At 62.5% G+C, this 15,723-nt stretch carries 14 protein-coding genes; 2 read left to right on the top strand and 12 right to left on the bottom strand.

Annotated elements, in window-relative coordinates; genetic code table 11:
* Position 1: 1 nt before the first annotated feature.
* Complete coding sequence (locus EPO61_15290) at positions 2–1,390, top strand: sigma-54-dependent Fis family transcriptional regulator (protein ID TAJ07319.1); 1,389 nt, start codon at positions 2–4, stop codon at positions 1,388–1,390.
* A 739-nt stretch (positions 1,391–2,129) separates the two neighbouring features.
* Here EPO61_15290 and EPO61_15295 read toward each other — a convergent pair.
* The 4 genes from EPO61_15295 to EPO61_15310 all read right to left on the bottom strand — a co-directional run bounded on the left by EPO61_15295 (position 2,130) and on the right by EPO61_15310 (position 6,558).
* The gene (locus tag EPO61_15295; GenBank protein TAJ07320.1) at positions 2,130–2,360 is read right to left on the bottom strand and encodes a hypothetical protein; all 231 of its coding nucleotides are present in this window, start codon (positions 2,358–2,360) and stop codon (positions 2,130–2,132) included.
* A gap of 388 nt (positions 2,361–2,748) precedes the next feature.
* Positions 2,749–3,345 carry a DUF3365 domain-containing protein gene (locus EPO61_15300; GenBank protein TAJ07321.1) on the bottom strand — a complete coding sequence of 199 codons (597 nt, stop codon included), beginning with the start codon at positions 3,343–3,345 and terminating at the stop codon, positions 2,749–2,751.
* Between the two features lie 25 nt (positions 3,346–3,370).
* Entirely contained in the window at positions 3,371–4,816 is a 1,446-nt protein-coding gene (locus EPO61_15305) for a hypothetical protein (GenBank protein TAJ07322.1), read from the bottom strand.
* Between the two features lie 2 nt (positions 4,817–4,818).
* Positions 4,819–6,558: a hypothetical protein gene (locus EPO61_15310; GenBank protein ID TAJ07323.1), complete on the bottom strand. Its 1,740-nt coding sequence runs from the start codon at positions 6,556–6,558 to the stop codon at positions 4,819–4,821.
* A gap of 30 nt (positions 6,559–6,588) precedes the next feature.
* On the opposite strand from EPO61_15310, the gene EPO61_15315 reads away from it, so the two are divergent.
* Positions 6,589–7,095, top strand: coding sequence for a hypothetical protein (locus EPO61_15315; protein ID TAJ07324.1), 507 nt, complete (start codon positions 6,589–6,591; stop codon positions 7,093–7,095).
* A gap of 4 nt (positions 7,096–7,099) precedes the next feature.
* Here EPO61_15315 and EPO61_15320 read toward each other — a convergent pair whose 3' ends face one another.
* The 8 genes from EPO61_15320 to EPO61_15355 form a co-directional block, all read right to left on the bottom strand.
* Positions 7,100–7,612, bottom strand: coding sequence for a hypothetical protein (locus tag EPO61_15320; GenBank protein TAJ07325.1), 513 nt, complete (start codon positions 7,610–7,612; stop codon positions 7,100–7,102).
* 530 nt (positions 7,613–8,142) lie between these two features.
* Positions 8,143–8,691, bottom strand: coding sequence for a hypothetical protein (locus tag EPO61_15325; protein ID TAJ07326.1), 549 nt, complete (start codon positions 8,689–8,691; stop codon positions 8,143–8,145).
* Positions 8,692–8,745: 54 nt separating this feature from the next.
* Entirely contained in the window at positions 8,746–8,949 is a 204-nt protein-coding gene (locus EPO61_15330; protein ID TAJ07327.1) for a hypothetical protein, read from the bottom strand.
* 58 nt (positions 8,950–9,007) lie between these two features.
* Positions 9,008–9,457, bottom strand: a complete 450-nt coding sequence (locus tag EPO61_15335) for a response regulator transcription factor (GenBank protein ID TAJ07328.1) — start codon at positions 9,455–9,457, stop codon at positions 9,008–9,010.
* Positions 9,458–10,185: 728 nt separating this feature from the next.
* Positions 10,186–11,463, bottom strand: coding sequence for an HlyD family efflux transporter periplasmic adaptor subunit (locus EPO61_15340; protein TAJ07329.1), 1,278 nt, complete (start codon positions 11,461–11,463; stop codon positions 10,186–10,188).
* A gap of 4 nt (positions 11,464–11,467) precedes the next feature.
* The gene (locus tag EPO61_15345; protein ID TAJ07330.1) at positions 11,468–12,973 is read right to left on the bottom strand and encodes an efflux transporter outer membrane subunit; all 1,506 of its coding nucleotides are present in this window, start codon (positions 12,971–12,973) and stop codon (positions 11,468–11,470) included.
* Positions 12,970–14,568 (bottom strand): DHA2 family efflux MFS transporter permease subunit, encoded by a 1,599-nt coding sequence (locus EPO61_15350; GenBank protein ID TAJ07331.1) that lies wholly within the window; start codon positions 14,566–14,568, stop codon positions 12,970–12,972. Before EPO61_15350 ends, EPO61_15345 begins: the two co-directional genes overlap by 4 nt.
* A gap of 23 nt (positions 14,569–14,591) precedes the next feature.
* Positions 14,592–15,464 (bottom strand): formate/nitrite transporter family protein, encoded by an 873-nt coding sequence (locus EPO61_15355; protein TAJ07332.1) that lies wholly within the window; start codon positions 15,462–15,464, stop codon positions 14,592–14,594.
* Positions 15,465–15,723 lie beyond the last annotated feature (259 nt).

Consider the following 15,723-nt stretch of genomic DNA (forward strand, 5'->3'; position numbering starts at 1 on the left):
CATGCGCGCGACCATTTTCGTGACCGACGATGAGCCCGCCATCCGCTCGGCCATCGGCAAACGACTCAGCCGCCAGCAACACCAGGTCCGCACCTTCGAGTCGGGCGAAGCGCTCGTGGACGCGCTCGACACCGAGCCCCCCGACCTGGTCCTGCTCGACCTGAAGATGCCCGGCATGACCGGGCTTGAGACGCTCAAGGTGCTCCGCCAAAAGTCCCCGCAAGCGCTGGTGATCATCCTGACCGCCTTTGGGACCGTGCAGGATGCGGTGGCGGCCATGAAACTCGGCGCCTACGACTTTTTGATCAAGACCGTCGACCTGGAGGGCATGGACTCGGTCCTCGAGCGGGCGTTGGAACTCCTGACGCTCCGGCGTCGCGTCCTCTTCGAGATGGAGCATGCAGGCAGCCAGTACACCCTGGAAAACTTGGTGGCGCACAGTTCGGCCATGCAGCATCTGGTGACGCAGTTGCGCGACGTGGTACAGAACCCGAAAGCCACGGTCCTGCTCCAGGGTGAAACCGGGACGGGCAAGGAGTTTATCGCGCGGGTCCTGCACCACAATAGCAGCCGCGCCTCGGCGCCCTTCATCGGAGTCAATTGCACGGCGATCCCCCGGGACCTGTTCGAGAGCGAACTCTTCGGCTACGAACGGGGCGCGTTCACCGGAGCCGGCCAGCGCAAGCTGGGCCTGCTGGAACGGGCCGAAGGCGGCACCATGTTCCTGGACGAGATCGGAGATCTCGACCCCGCCATGCAGGCCAAGCTGCTCCGCGTCCTCCAGGAACGATCCTTCAGGCGGCTGGGCGGGGCCGACGATATCGCCGTGGACTTTCGGCTCATCGCCGCCACCAACCGCGACCTCAAGAAGGAAGTCGCCCGCGGCACCTTCCGGGAGGACCTTTTCTTCCGTGTGAACATGGTGCTGTTCGAACTGCCGCCGCTGAGGAAACGTTCGGAGGACATCCTTCCCCTATGCCTGCGCACCCTGATGCGCGCCAACAAGGAGTTCAATAAGGAGGTCCTGGACATCGAGCCGGATGCCCGCGTCATGCTGGAACGGTATGCTTTTCCGGGCAATGTCCGGGAACTGCAGAACATCATCGAGCGGGCCCTGATATTCTGCCACGGCAAGACACTCACCGCCGCCGCCCTCCCGCAAGAGCTGCGGCAGACTTCCCCGCCGGTCACCACGACGGCGACCACGGGCGCCGGACAGGTCCTGCGCGTCGAGATGCCGCTGGGGCAGATGTCCCTCGCCGAGGTCGAGGACGCTATCATCCGGGAAGTCCTTCGCCTCGCCGACTACAACAAAAGCCTCGCCGCCAAACACCTGGGGCTCACGCGATTTGCGCTCGACCGCCGATTGAAGAAGGGGCAAGAGGAATAGCCCCGGTCCGTTCTGCCGGTCGAGGGCCTACTTCTTGAGCCGCACGACGACCGCGCCCATCAAGCTCTGGCAACGATCACATTGCATCGTGCCCCCTCGCCGGCTGGAACGCCGGATCGCAGCGGGGCAAGACCGGCCGAACCGAGATACGCCAGGCGTCAGAACGCGGATCATCCGCCTACAAGCCAACCGGCAGGTCTTTCGCTTTTACGAGGAGACGGGCCTTCCCGGTTGGAGCATCAGCACAATCCCCCACAGCCCCGGCGTGCCTAACTTCATGAGGCACTCCTTCCATCCGTCGGGAGACGGGTCCCCCGCACGTCGCGGCCAGATCGGCAGGGAAACGGAGGGGATACCCTCACAGGAGGGCAAGGGCATCCATACAGCGGGGCACACCACTGTATTGTCCTCCGTTCCATGTGCCGATCACTCCGACATCCCAGAAGGAGCGTTGCCCTCCCTGCGCAACGCGGCGACGCTCTCCTCCTCCAGCGTCACCGTGAGGCCGGGCCGGCTCCAATTGCGAGCACGCCCCGGCCGTGTCAATTTCAGCTGCGGCGGACAGGACCTGTTCGCCGTGATGACAGCATCCTCGATGCACCCGCAGTTCAGGCATCGCACGCCCGGAAGCATCCCCGCAGGCATTCTTTCCCCCGTCCCTTCATAGGTCTCCCGAATAGCCAACCCGCCACAGCGACCGCATCGCATGGCAGCGGCTCCCCCCTTGATTCCGGCCTTTTCAGGCCAGGCCCTGTGACATACCCGGCATGTTTTCTCGCAACAAAATCTCCATGTCCCATTTGTGAGGGAACAGGTCGATCAGATGCCTGGCATGGAGTCGGCTCAACGCCGACAGGAGAACCTTCCACGAACAACCGCTCAAAACATCGGCAAGCTCAAGAAACATCACTCGCCGGCGCCGACGCAAGAAATCCAGGATTTGGTCTTCGACGTGCGATGCCGTCGGCATCGTGAACCGGTGAGTTTGCATACGCCGTCCTTCAAGCGGGTCCTCATAACTTGTGCGGCTTCGCTGTTGGTGCGCGTAATCCGTGCAAATCCTATTCCCTTCTCCAGTGCCCCTCCTATCATCACGAGAGTTGCGTGAATGCGTGCAGGAGTTACACGATTGCGTCATGAGGCCCTCTCTTTTTTGTGCGGCGGACTGGCGCCCTCGCACTGTGCGCCATGTGCGATACCGCCCAGGCGACCGTCACCCCGAACCTACATCAGTCACACATCAGTCAATGGCGATGGATGATCGATTGGCAGGCTGCCACAGCCAAAGCGCGGGCGCCTCGCCCCAGAGGTCGCCCAAGGAAACGACCGTCCACCGATCCGACCTTCCGGTCGAGGGCCTACTTCTTGAGCCGCACGACGACCGCGCCCATGAGATCCCCTTGCTTGAAATCCCTCTTCGTGCTGGTGGGATGCTGGTTGTGGCAATCGGCACAGGCCTGCTCGATGGCGAAGTCCGCGGCCAGCCCCTTGAATTGATTGCCGTCCGCGAAGGTGATCACCGTCTGGCTTGGGTTGTCCGTCAGGGCCTTGAGCGCGGCGACTTCGGCCTCGGTTTGAGGGAAATTGGACGAATAGATCGGCGTCAGCGAGATCACCCCCACGTCCACATCCTTGACCGCGCCCTTGAGTTCTGCCGCCGCCAGCTTCACAAACTGAAAGGGCAACATGATGGCGTGGACATCCTGAGCCCAGTGCTCCTTGGGATGAATCCCCCCTTTCTTGACATGCTCCTCGACGTATTTCACGTAGACCGTACGAAAGGCTTTGACCGTCGCCAGCAGATAGCGAACCACCTGCTCTTTGGGCTCCGAGTCCGGTTGACCTGCCCGGCTCACCGGAGCCATCGCCCCCACGAACAGGAGCGTTGCGACGGCTCCTGCCATGATTCTTTTCCGCTTGCCCATGAAACCTCCTCGAAGCGAATTGCGCCCCATGCCAAGCCGCTTCTGCGCTCGGTGTTCAATAAATCAAGGTGAACCGGAAAATCAGCATGTTTGCAGCCCGAGGGGCGGCGTACATCTGATTCGCGCCTTGAAACTCGGAGTGCTCCCAAATCCACTGGTAACGGAACTCCCGGCTGGCGTACCAGTTCACGGCGAAGCTGGTCGCCTTGGTCGTGCGAACGTACTGGGCCGTGTCGGCAAAATTGAGCCCGAAGGCTTGAGGGTCGATGCGCTGTTCGGAGTACCGAGCCGCGACCGTCCAGGCGCCCCACCGGCCCTTCTTCGAGAGATCGAACGGCTGCCTGGGCGTGACACGGATGAAGGCCGGCTCGTCGTCCGTCACCGCGACCTCGGCCTGCGCCATCCAGGCTTCGTTTTGCAGCAGGCCCGCCTTCCCGGTGGTCTTGTCGATCTTGGGCTCCCAGGTATGGATGAACGTCGCCATGACGCCGAGCCGCCCGTAGAACCAGGTCATCTGCGGAAGGACCTTGGTTTCAAAGCCGTTGCCGGTGACTGCGGGTTGATACTGGAAGACGATGCGGTCCTGGCCCATCGTGTACATCGGCTGCTGGCACGCTGAATTCGTGCAAGCCCCGTAGAGAACCCCCACCCCGATATCGAATTGTCGAAAGGCGCGGGGGCCTTTGAGCAGAAACGGCGTGACCATGACTCTGGCCATGCCCAGCTTGTCGTTGTCGACCGAGGGCTCCGGCACGCTGGCACTGCCGATCGCCCCGTTGTTGCTGTTGAAGACGCCGAGATCGTAGCGGACGTGTCGATCCAAAATCCGGCCCGTCACGTTCGCGCCGAAGTCGCGCCGCAAGGCAAAGTTTTGGACGAGCGAGCGCTCGGCGAACACGAGGTCGAATTCCCCCTGTTGATTCTCGACGTTGAGCACCGGCTTGAACTGGCCCACGCGCACGCGGGCCCAATCATAGTAATCCCAGTCGATGAATGCGTTGAACAACTCGCTGCGGCGGCGCGGAGCCAGGTCCGGCATGATCTGGCCGCGGAAATAGTTGGCGATCCGGAAGTCCAGGATCGGACGAACCCGACGCAGCACGAACCCATCCGATTCGGCCCCCGGAGCATGTCCTGTTTGGCCGCCCGGGTAGCCATGGTAGTCGGCCTGGATGCCGCCGTTGAGGTGCAGCCGGTTGTTGCCGTCCGTGGAATAGAGGGAAAAGCCCCGTTCCTTAATTTCGGGCGACCAGCCCAACCCCCGCTCCATCACCCCCCGCTTATGCCCGCTCCCGACCGCCAGTGATTCCAACACGTTCAGGCGACGATCCAGCTCGCGGAGTTGCTGCTTGGTCGAAGGCGCACGCGGAGTGGCGGGAGAATGAGGACCCTGCACAGGAGCGGTCCGGTCCGTATTTTCCGGCTGGACCGTATCGGGCTCGGCGGCCCAGGCCGTCCCATCCAACACAAGGATGAGCAGGAGCAATCCGGTGATGGCCACGGTTAAAACGTCATTTGCATGCGGAACATCAACCCGTCTTCGTGGCTGGCGGCGCGGTAGGCGCGCGTCGCCCCCGTGAAGTCGGTATGGACGAAATTGGTCGTCAGCCTCACATTGGTATTGAGATACCAGTTCAGGCCGACGGTTGAGCTTTTGGCCCGCAAGACGTTGATCGTAGGATCGGCCAGGTTGTACGCAAAGGTTTCCGGATCGATGTTGAGCTGGGCGTACCGGGCCGCAATTTCCCAAGCCCCCCAGTGGCCTTTCGACGGTTCGACCGGATAGCGGGGCTGCACATGGCCGAAGGTGGCCGTGTCGTCCGTCAGAAACCAGGAGGCCTGGGCCGACCAGGACTCGTGCGTCGTGCGGACCGATGGCCCCCCGGTGACCAAGCGCAGTTGTTGCGTGCTGCGCACATACTGACCGAGCAATCCCAGCCGTCCCACGTACCAGGCCACCTGGGGCGAAATGCGGATACGCTGGCCGTCTCCGGTGACATTGCTGTTGTATTGAAAGAAGGTGTAACTGAAAGTTTCCGTCTGCATCGGATCCTGCCCGCTGCTCCCCTGCTTGACCGACCCGACGCTCATCCCAACGCCATACCCCAGGCCCCGGAACATACTGGTCGTGGAGGCGACGAACGGACGCGAGAAGATCCGCGCCTCCAGCGTCTTGGCCGATCCGGTGGCGGCGCTTTCCTGGTAAAAATTCGCGTTGGGCACGCCGTTGAACACGCCCAACTGATATTCAAAGAGGCCCCGTTCATAGACGCCCCAGACCATCGCCCCCAGGTCGCGGTTCGGCAGCAGATTGCGTGTCAGCGATCGCTCCATGAAGCTGAGGTTCTGCGGCGCCTGGAGCATCTCCAGGCCGATCGGGCTCTTGAACTTGCCCATGCGGATCCGGAACAGCGAAAAATAGTCCCATTCGCCGAACGCATCCGGAACTTGCACACGTCCCTGGACGTTCGGATTATTGGTAAAGCCATTGCCGAAATCCGGCGTCATGTAGCCGCGGAAGTACCGCCAGAGGCGGAAATGCACCATGGTCCGAGCCCGCTCAACAATGAACGTGCTCGGGTTCACGCCGGGATTCGCGCCATTCTGGCCGCCCGGAAAGGTCCGCAGATCGGTCTGCAGCAACACCGGCAGCCGCAGGAAGAAATCGCCGTCGCCGGACATGAGAAAGAACCCGTTGTGCCTGGTGTAGCCGCCGATCATCCCGGCCAACCCCTGATGTTCCTCCGTCCCCACGAGCACCCGTTCAAGTTCACCGACGCGCTGACTGAGCTTTTGCACTTGTTGGTCAAGTTCGGGACTGAGACTGTCTTTGGGAGCCGGCGAGGGCTGAGGCTGGGATGATGGCTCTTCACCGAGGCGCTGCGCCTGCAGGCGCTGGAACGTCTTCCGCAGCTCGTCCACTTCCTGAAAATCGATCGGCGGAGCCCCGTCGCGTTCGTCCACAATCGGCGGAGGCAGCGGCGCAGGTTGCGGGAGCCGGTCCGGCTCCGTGGCGGGACCGGCGTGAGGCAACCTCGCACGGGCCTCCTGCAGTCGCTCCCGCGCCGCATTCAGCTCAGCCTCATCGATGGGCGGCACTTCGTCGTAGTAGCCGAAATAGGGCTCGACGGCCCAGACCGGCTGGGCCCAGTTCATGCACAGAATGGCCGCGGCCACGCCGAGCCGCCGCTTGAACAAGCGTGAGGATTCGTGGCACCATTGAGCGAGTTGCGAGACTGTCATCGTCGGACAACCTTTCGTGAGGAGGACGCCATGCCGAGGCGCCTGAGGAGCCCATCCGGAGCCATCCTGGCTTGTGCCCTATGGGGAATCGCGGCCTGCTCGACCGGTCCGATGAGCGGCCCCCATGCCGAACGGCTACGTACGCCGGAAGGCCTCGCGGAATGGAATCAGCAAGAACTGAGCCTACGCGGAGAGGTACGCGCCACGGCCGATCAGTACGGGCGTGCCAAGTCTCTGGATGCTCTGCAGAGCTACGAGAAGTCGGTCCGCGCGTTTCTCGATCACGGATTCGCCCTTTACCGGGCCTATCGGGCGGCCCGTTTGGACCCTCCGCCCGATCTCATTCCTTCGCTGGAACAGCGCACGGCTTGGCTCATGGACGTGGCGGAGGAGTACATCAAGCTCGGCAGCGTCGCGATGGGGGAAGGAATCGCGGCGGACGTGGTGCACGACTATTCGGATCTGCCGGTGCTGGCGCCGGCCCAGCGGCGCGCCGAGGCCGTGCTCATGCGGTACCGCTATCGGCAGGACTACTAAAACGCTAGTCTTCGGAGACGACGGTCCACTCGACCAGACGGCCGTCCCGAAAGACGAGGTCCCATTCGTAGGGCCGGTCGAGCATGGCCAGGTACCGGAATCGGGCCATGGCCCCGACGGCAAACCGCTCCGTGGGCTTCCCGTACAGCCGCAGCACCTCTTCCATCGTTGCGCCCAACTCCAGGCCTTCTTCCGTGCGCAGCGACATCGTGTGCGCCAAGGGGGCATAGCAGACGCCGGCGAGCGGAGGGTCCTTGGAAACCGTAATGGCATCCACGCGACTGTTGACTTCCAGCCGCAGGAAATAATGGCCTTTGGCGTCCTTGGCGTTGTAGAGATACGACACGGTGTCGCCGGTCAGGGACGGCACCAGGCACGGCGACGCGCCGAGCTTGCGTTCCACATCCGACGCCCCGTCGTGGCCCACCAGCACGGTGGCGATGCCTAGGTCATGCACGATGCCCGCCGGCTCGGCAGCCCAGACCTGACCACTCTCCGCCGACAACAGGAGTAACATCAGGCACCTTCCCCCGGTCCGAATGACGCTCTTCATAATCCAGCCCCATCTCCCATGGCCATGTGGTGGAACAGCAGTTTTTATATAGAGCAATGCGCATGCCACGCTATCCCGTCCCGATAGCCTTACAATCTGACCGGCCGTCTGGATTATTGAGCGAACGCGCACAGGCCGCACTGTGCACGACCTCAATGAACCGGCATGGCCAAGGACACAAGGTTGGTCCCGTGGGCCATGGCAGGCAGAGGGCGCTGCTTCGATTTCGGGGGCATACCGAGACTGAAGAGGACTGGAAGACAGGACGGATAGACAGTCGAACCGATGCTCGCTCGTGCATTCGAGTTCAACCCAGGGGCAGTCGTTGTCAATGCAAATGGCGGACTAACCGGGCAAGGACGGAAGGACTCTCGCCTGCCGATGGCAAGACAGGCGCTGACGGTGCAAACCGCACCGCCGCTACGCCCACAAGCCGCTCCCTTTGCGGGACGCCTCCGCAATCCTCCGTATCAGCCGACCAAGACAGCGCCCCGCTATCCGCCGTTGCGCCTTTCGCGCCAGAGAAGCTCCGGCCTGTGAAACACTATGCGGCGATACTGCTCCGGATACCACTCTCTGCAACAGTCGAGACACATGCCATGCGAGAAAATGGCCTCGGAATGCTCCTCAATGTACTCCTCAAACTTTCTCCACTCATCCCGGCTGTCTCGAATCTTCTTGCAGGAGGCGCAAATGGGCAAGAGGCCGCGCAGGCCCCTGCGCGGCTCTTTATGCATGAGGATCAACAGAACCGTCACCCAGATCGCCAGGACCGCCAGTGCCCGGTTGAGTACCCCCATCCAGACAATGCCGTCCTGCGAAGACAGAAAAAACCCGACAATGGTCAGCAGCGTTCCCGCCGAGGCTGCGATCAGCGTATCGTGTCGCAACGAGGGCCAGAGGGTCACGAGCACCGCCCCGACATACAGCATCGGAACCGCGACGCCATGCGGGGCCACTAGGTCCAGAGCAAACACGGCGACCGACCAGATCATGGCCGCCACCACCGATTGGAAACGCTTCGTCTGTTCCGCCGCCGTCATCAGTACCCCCAAGGCAAGTGCCGCCCACTCACACGAGTGTCCTGTGCCCCCGCCTCACGGTCCCAAGCGAATCGCCACGTGCCGCCGGCGCGGGCCTCTCCCCGATGCCGGCGCCGAGGAGCGTCCCGCCAAACGGAGCCAGGTCCGTCGCTCGACAATGTGAGCGTCCACCACCTCGCCGCAATTCATGCAACGCCAGACGTGCAGCCAAATGGAGCTGCTGGATTCTTTCAAGTCCAACAGATGATCTTCGGCCATCAGCCCCTGACATCGTGCGCATTGCAGGGCGGACTTCTTCATACGGAATCTGGCCTCGTCACTCCCGCACAAAATCTGTCGAAGCGGAATGCACGGCCGCAAACCGATCGCGCTTCACCTGCATCAAGCGTCGAATCAGCTCCGGCAACCGTGCCCCCACTTCCCACTTCGGCACAAAGCCATCGGCGCCGGCCGCTTCGGCCGTTCGCCCGTAGGCTTCCTGGTCATGCAACGTCACAATGATCACCAGGGGCACGGGCGTCCCGGCCTTGATACGCCTGGTCACTTCCAAGCCGTTCATCAAGGGGAGGGTCAGATCCACGACGACCACGTCGGGACGAAGACGCGCAACAAGTTCCAGCCCCTTGGCGGCCGAATAGGTCCCGCCCACAATTTCGAACGCCTCATCGTCGGCGAGCAACTGCCTGACGGTCTTTAAAAATTGGGGATTATTGTCAACCAGCAGGATTCGAATCGCCGGCATCGCCTGCCTCGCCGCTCGTGTCATTGCCCTGTGCTTCCATACCCCCTGCACCAAGCCCTTCCGTCCAAGCTACGCTGAGGCAGGTACGGGATCCCTTGCAAAACCCGATCCTGTGCCGATTACCGGAAACCCTCATGGAAGTTGAAGAATGATCGCGCAATAGATGAGGCGCCTCCGGCATCGCACTGTGCGCCCCGTGCAATATCGCTCGACCGGCTATCACCTCGATCCGCATCAGACAATAACAATGGACGATCAGTTGGCAGGCTGCCGCAGCCGAAATCCCGGGGCCTTTTGTCGGCTGCCTGAAGGTGCGGTTACACAACCGTCCGCTCTTGCCGGTCGCCCCCCGCCGCTTTCAGTTCCAGTATCGGATCTGAGTCGCGATGGGCTGCGGCCTGCTTCCGGCCCCAGCAAGCCGGACCCAGGTCCGATTGACGGAGCAAGGGGGAACGTCGGCGAACCAAGGTCCGGGCTTCTCGGAGGGATATGGGAGTCGGGTACGGCCCCGCGGTCTCTATTAGGAAAACCTCGATCGGTACGATCCGGGCCTGGCGCGACGCCAATCGCTCCCGATGGATTCGCGTGACGGTTGCCGGCTGCGTCAAGAGACTGCCCTTGCACGATGGCAGGCCCGACAACAAGCCCAACGCACAGGACCGCGCTGCGCAGGACGTGCTTCACGCCCACTCCTTCGTACGCTCACTGTCCCTCGACCGACGGGATTGCTTCTGAATCGGTCGCCGTCGCTTCTACGGAGACAGTTCCGCGATACTCAGCTCGACACTTTTCGGTACGGATGCCGTGCCTTGCGCCTCGCGGTCCTCCGACGTCGCCTTCGGTCGATCACGGTCGGCAAGCAGGTTGGCCGTCATGACCTCCCGGGCTATCGACTCCGCGTTCGGCAGTTCATCGGCATAGATGTCCGTCTCGTACTCCGAGGTGGAGACGGTCGCGAGCGAGGACCAGACGGACTGACCCGACTCGGCGACCTTGATCTGCGTCACCGTGGAGAGCCCCGGCCTGACGGGATGTTCCCGGATCTCGTCTTGCGGCAGGGAAATGCGCACCGGCACACGCTCGACGATGTGAATAAAATTGCCGGTGGCATTGTCCGGAGGCAAGAGGGCGAATGCGCTGCCGGTTCCGGGGACCAGGCCTTCGACGGTGCCGTGAAATGTCAGCCGTTCGCCGTACAAATCGACGCTGACCGAGGCGGGCTGGCCCGGCCGCACCAATTGCAGCTCGGTTTCGCGCAAGTTCGCCTCGACCCAGAGGTGGTCCAGGGGGACGATCGTCATCAAATCGCTGCCCGGTTTGACCCGATCCCCCACCTGGGCTCTCCGTTTGGCCACGTATCCTGACACCGGCGCCAGGATTTGCTGCCGCTTGTATTCCAGATAGGCGTCGATGAGTTCATGCTTGGCCAACTCGACGGCCGGATGGTCCATGATGCTCGTGCCGCCCACTTGCGCATCGAGTACCTCGAGCGCCGCCTGGGTTTCCCGGACTTCGGCCTCCAACGCCCGGATCTTGTCGGCGGCGTTCTGCAGAATCTGTTTCGAGACCGCCCCGCTCGGCGAAGCCAGTTGGTACCGATCCAAATCGTGGCGGACCAGGTCGAGCTGGGCTATCTTGGCCGACACTTTTTCCTCGAGCTGTGCGCGAGTCTTGAACAGCGCGGCAATCCGGCGCACCTCCTCCCCGAGACGCCCTCGCGCACGTCCCAGCGCCGCGAAGGCCTCGTGCTCATCAAGATGGATCACGAGGTCGCCCCGGTTCACAAACTGCGTCTCCTCGGCCAACACTTGCGTGACGATGCCCGAGGCCTGCGCCGCGACCGTGACAAGGTTGCCCGTGACGTACGCATTGTCGGTCCGAACCCAGAAACGGTCGTAGGACCACCAGTGCCAGCCGTAGGCGCCCCCGGCGGCGGCCAGCAGCAGGGCCACCAGCAGCAGCAGGCGGGTCCGCCTGACGCGAATGGTCTTGGGATGGATTTTGGGTGAAGGAGGTGTCGTGGTATGCATAGCCTCAGCCGGGTTTCTGTGTGGGTCTGTTCCGGACGTCCGGGTTATGGTACCCGCCGCCCAGCGCTTCGATGAGATCGACCGTGGCGACCAGTTGATCGCTTTCCAGGGCCTTCAATACATATTCCTGCTCCAAGACCGGATGCCGATGCCGCAACACTTCCCGGTCATCGTCCAGCCCGCTTGTCAGACGCACCTTGGCCAAGCGCCAATCGTCGCCGAGCGAGGCCAGGAGTCGCCGATGGGCCTCGAGCATCTCGTTGGTCGCCTGCCAGGCGCTCAAACTGTCCGCCACGTCCCGCATCGCATCCAGCAAGGTCTCGTTATAGAGTTCCACGGCCGCGTCATATTCGGCCCGCTGGGCGGCCAACTCACCCCGCAGCCGCCCCCCTTCAAACCAGGGAAGGCGAAAGCCTGGCGCCAAGCCATAGGAAAAACTTTGGCCTGAAAACAGCAAGTTGCCCAACTGATTGGAGCCTTTGGCAAGGGTCAGAGCATTGAATCCGACGAAACCCGTCAGGTCGATCGTCGGCAGGAATTGCGTCTTGGCCACTTTCACCAACCGGGCCGCCGCATCGGCCCTGTAAAGAGCGGCGGCCAAATCCGGACGATGGACCAACAGCCCGATCGAAAGATGATCGGGCAGCGGAATCTGCTCCGGAACGACCACATGGCCCGTGAAGAGGTCCTTCGCGAAATCAGGCCCCTTGCCGGCCAGCCGGCCGAGCAAGTGTCGCTGGACATCCAATTGATCCCGCACACCCGCTGCACGCTTGTTGGCCGCTTCCAACTCCGCGATGGCCTGCTTCACGGCGAGATCGTTGTCCAGCCCCAGCCGGAACCGCGTCTCCGCGAGCTGCCGCAGGTCGCGGCGGATGCCGACCATCGCCTGGACAAGGTCGAGTTGTCGGTGGAGCGCCTGGCCGCGGAAGTAGGCCCGCGCCACGCCGGCGGTCAAGTGCAGCCGCACTTCGGCTTTTTCCGCCTCCTCGGCCGCCGTCCGCCCCAGAGCCGCTTCGAGCATCGCGCGGTTCTTCCCCCAGAAATCGAATTCGTACCGGAAGCTCAAGGGGTTGATGACCCCATAGAGAATCCGAATGCCGGCCACTTCGCGGTTCAAGGCCGCAAAGACCCCATGCTGGGAAATCCGCTCATAGGTCAGCGAGGCATCGGCATCCAGAAACGGCAACAGCCGCGCGCCTTCGACGCGCACGAGCCCCTGCGCTTCCCGGAGCCGGGCCGATGCGACCTTGAGCCCGGGATTGTCCTGCAGCGCGGTCTCCATGAGCCGGTTGAGCTCGGGATTGCCGAACTGCTCCCACCAACGGTCGTCCGGCCACTGCTGCAAGCGGCTCGTCACCTCCGCCAACGTCGCCTTCATCTCCGGCGGCTCGATGATTTCCGCCGGGGGATCGCCAGGCGGAATCCAGGCGCACCCGCCCAAGAGGAACAGGCAGCCGAGGCCGAGACAGACACAGAGATGCCGGGAGATGACGTATGAGGGGCTCATGGCACCTCCATCCCCAATTCCTCCGCCAGCATCTCCGGCAACTCCTCTTCGACAGTCTGATGGGCGGGCAACTGCGTCGGCTCCGCCAGCCAGACCAGCGCCGCCAGGCCGAGGAAGATATAGCTGGCCACGAGAAACGCATCGTTCAACCCCAGGATGGCGGCGGACTGTTTGATGATCGCCGTCAGCTTGCCCTGAACCATGGCCGGATCGAGCCCGGCGTCGCCCAGCTTGGCCGACACATGCTCCAACCCGTCGAACGATACGAACTGCCTGCCACCGAAATGATCCGACAGATTCAGTTGATGAAAGGGGGCGCGTCGAAAGAGCACGATCCCCTGGAAGGCGATGCCGAAGGCTCCGGCCGCAATGCGCAACAGGGCCGCCAATTCCGCCGCCCGCCCGACGACCCGACCGGAGAGGCCGTGCAGAGTCAGGACGGTCAACGGGGTGAAAAACGATCCGAGGAACAGTCCTTCGAACAACATGGGCCAGAAAATCTGGTCATACGAGTGGGGATCGTCGAACAAGCCGATCCAGTAGAAGACGCCTGCAAACCCGAGACAACTGAGGCTTGCAAGCCACCGAGCATCGATGCGCTTGCAGAGTTCGTGCATGACGGCAATGGCCGGCGCGCCCAGCAGGATCATGGGCAGGAACACCAGGCCGGCCAGAAAGGACGAATAACCCAACAAGACCTGAAGCTGAACGATAAACAGCGCGAGCAGCCCTTGGATCGACAGGAACCCGGCCGTCAGGCAGAGCACCCCGATCGCAAAATTGCGATGGGCGAACAAGCGGACGTCCACCGCAGGATGGCGCTCACCCAACTCCCAAATGACCAGGCAAGGCAGCGCCACGAGGATGGCAACCAACACCCCTCGAAGAAAGGGCGAGTCCAACCAGTCAAAATCGTTCCCCATGTTCAGCAGCGTCTGGACGCCGCCGAGCACCAGGACCAAGAGGGCAAATCCGACAACATCGAAACGGATGAAGCGACGCTCGAACCCCCGACCATACAGCAACGAACCGGTGATGCCGGCGATGGCCACCGCCATGGGAATGTTCAGATAAAACAAATACCGCCAACCGAGTTCGTCGGCGATCCAGCCCCCCAGGGGAAGGCCGATGGTAAACGGCATCAACGTGAACAGCCCCCAGACCCCCAAGCCCAGCGATTTGAGCCGGTCCGGGTACTCGTTCAGCCACAGAGCCTGCCCAAGCGGGAGCGTGATGCCGCCGGCAAGACCGAGGAGCACCCGCGCAGGCAAAAACAGCCAGAGGGTCTGGCTGATGGCGCAGAGATACGAGGCGCCCGAATACAGGACAAAGGCGGCGACGAACAGGCGGTAATTGCCGACCCGGAACGCCAGCCACCGGGCGAGGGGGAATCCCAGCGCCAAGGCGACCATGAAATCGGTTTGGGCCCAGGTCCCGAAGCTCGGCAGAACCCCTCCGAGATCGCTGGCTGCATGTGGCAACAGCGCCACATAGGACCCGGCATTGAACAGCACGACCATGTGCCCCAGGCCGAGCATGAGGTTCAAGAGGAGAAAGCGCCAGCCTCGCAGCCGTTTGGGAAACAGGACCGGCATCGCGTATCCTCACTCAACCAAAATCAGAAGGATGCAAACGAACCGGCTCGGCTGCTGCTGTGGCCCTCTTGCAGTTGCATGGTCACACCTCCCGCAGGCGCCGGTTTGGCCGCGCGGTGCGTGGCATAGATCGCCAAACCGGTGAAGACCATCCCGCCGACCAGGTTGCCCAGCGTGACTGGAATCTGGTTCCAGAGCCACCAATTCGACAGGGTCACGTTGGCGCCCAACAACATGCCGACCGGAATCGCAAACATGTTCACTACGGCATGCTCGAATCCTTGGGAAAAGAACAGGACTGTAGGGCCCCAGATCGCGAGCATCTTGCCCGCGAAGGACGTCGACGCAAACGCCGCGATGACCGCCAGACTGACCATCCAGTTGCACAAGATCGCCTTCGTGAACACGGTGAGCAGGCCCGCGGAGCCATGCGCCGCGTAGTGAGTCGTCTTGGCTTCGGCGATCGCCATCAGCTTGGCCCCGACTGCGGAGACTTGGACGTCCCCTGCCATGGTCAGCGCGATCCAAAAAAACAGGGCATAGAGGGTGCTGCCTATGAGGTTGCCCAGAAAGACCCAGCCCCAGTTACCAAGCACGCGACCGATCCCCACTTGCCCCCCGCTCTCGACCGCCGCGCAGGGAAGCAACGCAAAGCTTCCGGTGATGATTTCCGCTCCGAGCAAAATGGCCAGTGCAAGTCCGAAAGGAAAGAGTATGGAGCCGACGATCCAGAATCCGGTTTCGACCGCGGCGGTGACCGCCATGCTGGTGGCCACGCCCAGATAGGCGCCGGCTAACATGCCTCGAATCACCAAGTGTCGAGCCGGCAAGTCCAGCTTGAACGCGCCGCCGGCCACCATGCTCTCGACCACACCTTGAGGCTTCACATAGTCCATGATGCCCCCTTCCAGACAATCGAACCGTTTTCACCGCCTCACGACAAAAACGCGACAATGCAACCTCCATGCCTCTATCATCACCAAAGCAACAAGCCTTCACATCCATCGCGCACACCTTTCAGCACAACCTTAAGATCCACGACACGCGCACTGTGCGCCCTGTGCGAAACCGCGCACCCGGCGATCTGCCCTAGAAAAACCGCGACGCATCGCGAGCCGCATGGCGCGGCGCCGGCCGGCGATCGGTGGCGCTCGA

This window comes from Nitrospirota bacterium (genome assembly GCA_004296885.1).
GTDB lineage: Bacteria > Nitrospirota > Nitrospiria > Nitrospirales > Nitrospiraceae > SYGV01.